Here is a 3,134-nt window from a genome sequence, read left to right as displayed (position 1 = left end):
GATGATGAATCGAAAGAAACATCTTCGGGTTGTGAGGTTAAGCGACTAAGCGTACACGGTGGATGCCCTGGCAGTCAGAGGCGATGAAGGACGTGCTAATCTGCGAAAAGCGCCGGCGAGGTGATATGAACCTTTGACCCGGCGATGTCCGAATGGGGAAACCCAGTGTGTTCCGACACACTATCGTTAACTGAATACATAGGTTAACGAGGCGAACCGGGGGAACTGAAACATCTAAGTACCCCGAGGAAAAGAAATCAACCGAGATTCCCCCAGTAGCGGCGAGCGAACGGGGAGCAGCCCAGAGTCTGAATCAGCTTGTGTGTTAGTGGAAGCGTCTGGAAAGTCGCACGGTACAGGGTGATAGTCCCGTACACGAAAGCACACAGGTTGTGAACTCGAAGAGTAGGGCGGGACACGTGGTATCCTGTCTGAATATGGGGGGACCATCCTCCAAGGCTAAATACTCCTGACTGACCGATAGTGAACCAGTACCGTGAGGGAAAGGCGAAAAGAACCCCGGCGAGGGGAGTGAAAAAGAACCTGAAACCGTGTACGTACAAGCAGTGGGAGCACCTTCGTGGTGTGACTGCGTACCTTTTGTATAATGGGTCAGCGACTTATATTCTGTAGCAAGGTTAACCGTATAGGGGAGCCGAAGGGAAACCGAGTCTTAACTGGGCGTTAAGTTGCAGGGTATAGACCCGAAACCCGGTGATCTAGCCATGGGCAGGTTGAAGGTTGGGTAACACTAACTGGAGGACCGAACCGACTAATGTTGAAAAATTAGCGGATGACTTGTGGCTGGGGGTGAAAGGCCAATCAAACCGGGAGATAGCTGGTTCTCCCCGAAAGCTATTTAGGTAGCGCCTCGTGAACTCATCTTCGGGGGTAGAGCACTGTTTCGGCTAGGGGGCCATCCCGGCTTACCAACCCGATGCAAACTACGAATACCGAAGAATGTTATCACGGGAGACACACGGCGGGTGCTAACGTCCGTCGTGAAGAGGGAAACAACCCAGACCGCCAGCTAAGGTCCCAAAGTCATGGTTAAGTGGGAAACGATGTGGGAAGGCACAGACAGCCAGGATGTTGGCTTAGAAGCAGCCATCATTTAAAGAAAGCGTAATAGCTCACTGGTCGAGTCGGCCTGCGCGGAAGATGTAACGGGGCTAAACCATGCACCGAAGCTGCGGCAGCGACACTATGTGTTGTTGGGTAGGGGAGCGTTCTGTAAGCCGTTGAAGGTGACCTGTGAGGGTTGCTGGAGGTATCAGAAGTGCGAATGCTGACATAAGTAACGATAATGCGGGTGAAAAGCCCGCACGCCGGAAGACCAAGGGTTCCTGTCCAACGTTAATCGGGGCAGGGTGAGTCGACCCCTAAGGCGAGGCCGAAAGGCGTAGTCGATGGGAAACAGGTTAATATTCCTGTACTTGGTGTTACTGCGAAGGGGGGACGGAGAAGGCTATGTTAGCCGGGCGACGGTTGTCCCGGTTTAAGCATGTAGGCGGAGAGTTTAGGTAAATCCGGACTCTTTTTAACGCTGAGGTGTGATGACGAGGCACTACGGTGCTGAAGTAACAAATGCCCTGCTTCCAGGAAAAGCCTCTAAGCATCAGGTAACATCAAATCGTACCCCAAACCGACACAGGTGGTCAGGTAGAGAATACCAAGGCGCTTGAGAGAACTCGGGTGAAGGAACTAGGCAAAATGGTGCCGTAACTTCGGGAGAAGGCACGCTGATATGTAGGTGAAGCCCCTGCGGGTGGAGCTGAAATCAGTCGAAGATACCAGCTGGCTGCAACTGTTTATTAAAAACACAGCACTGTGCAAACACGAAAGTGGACGTATACGGTGTGACGCCTGCCCGGTGCCGGAAGGTTAATTGATGGGGTTAGCGGCAACGCGAAGCTCTTGATCGAAGCCCCGGTAAACGGCGGCCGTAACTATAACGGTCCTAAGGTAGCGAAATTCCTTGTCGGGTAAGTTCCGACCTGCACGAATGGCGTAATGATGGCCAGGCTGTCTCCACCCGAGACTCAGTGAAATTGAACTCGCTGTGAAGATGCAGTGTACCCGCGGCAAGACGGAAAGACCCCGTGAACCTTTACTATAGCTTGACACTGAACACTGGTCCTTGATGTGTAGGATAGGTGGGAGGCTTTGAAGTGTGGACGCCAGTCTGCATGGAGCCAACCTTGAAATACCACCCTTTAATGGCTGGTGTTCTAACGTAGACCCGTAATCCGGGTTGCGGACAGTGTCTGGTGGGTAGTTTGACTGGGGCGGTCTCCTCCCAAAGAGTAACGGAGGAGCACGAAGGTTAGCTAATCCTGGTCGGACATCAGGAGGTTAGTGCAATGGCATAAGCTAGCTTGACTGCGAGAGTGACGGCTCGAGCAGGTGCGAAAGCAGGTCATAGTGATCCGGTGGTTCTGAATGGAAGGGCCATCGCTCAACGGATAAAAGGTACTCCGGGGATAACAGGCTGATACCGCCCAAGAGTTCATATCGACGGCGGTGTTTGGCACCTCGATGTCGGCTCATCACATCCTGGGGCTGAAGTAGGTCCCAAGGGTACGGCTGTTCGCCGTTTAAAGTGGTACGCGAGCTGGGTTTAGAACGTCGTGAGACAGTTCGGTCCCTATCTGCCGTGGGCGCTGGAGAATTGAGGGGGGCTGCTCCTAGTACGAGAGGACCGGAGTGGACGCATCACTGGTGTTCGGGTTGTCATGCCAATGGCATTGCCCGGTAGCTAAATGCGGAAAAGATAAGTGCTGAAAGCATCTAAGCACGAAACTTGCCCCGAGATGAGTTCTCCCTGACCCTTTAAGGGTCCTGAAGGAACGTTGAAGACTACGACGTTGATAGGTCGGGTGTGTAAGCGTAGCGATACGTTGAGCTAACCGATACTAATGAACCGTGAGGCTTAACCTTACAACGCCGAAGCTGTTTCGGCGAAGAGACAGACAATCAATTTCAGCCTGATACAGATTTAACAGAATTTGCCTGGCGGCTTTAGCGCGGTGGTCCCACCTGACCCCATGCCGAACTCAGAAGTGAAACGCCGTAGCGCCGATGGTAGTGTGGGGTCTCCCCATGTGAGAGTAGGGAACTGCCAGGCATCAAAT

General features: G+C 53.0%; 2 rRNA genes. Both read left to right on the top strand.

Features of this window, described 5'->3' with window-relative positions:
- Positions 1 to 35 precede the first annotated feature (35 nt).
- Positions 36 to 2,940 (top strand): 23S ribosomal RNA (locus tag F3J30_RS22450).
- Between the two features lie 71 nt (positions 2,941 to 3,011).
- Positions 3,012 to 3,127, top strand: a 5S ribosomal RNA gene (gene rrf, locus F3J30_RS22445).
- The last annotated feature ends 7 nt before the right edge of the window (positions 3,128 to 3,134 follow it).

The organism is Enterobacter sp. Tr-810, from assembly GCF_011752765.1.
In the GTDB taxonomy this organism is placed as follows: Bacteria; Pseudomonadota; Gammaproteobacteria; order Enterobacterales; family Enterobacteriaceae; genus Enterobacter; species Enterobacter soli.
The sequence above is the reverse complement of the archived record's forward strand: the minus strand, read 5'-3'. Positions and strand labels throughout refer to the sequence as shown.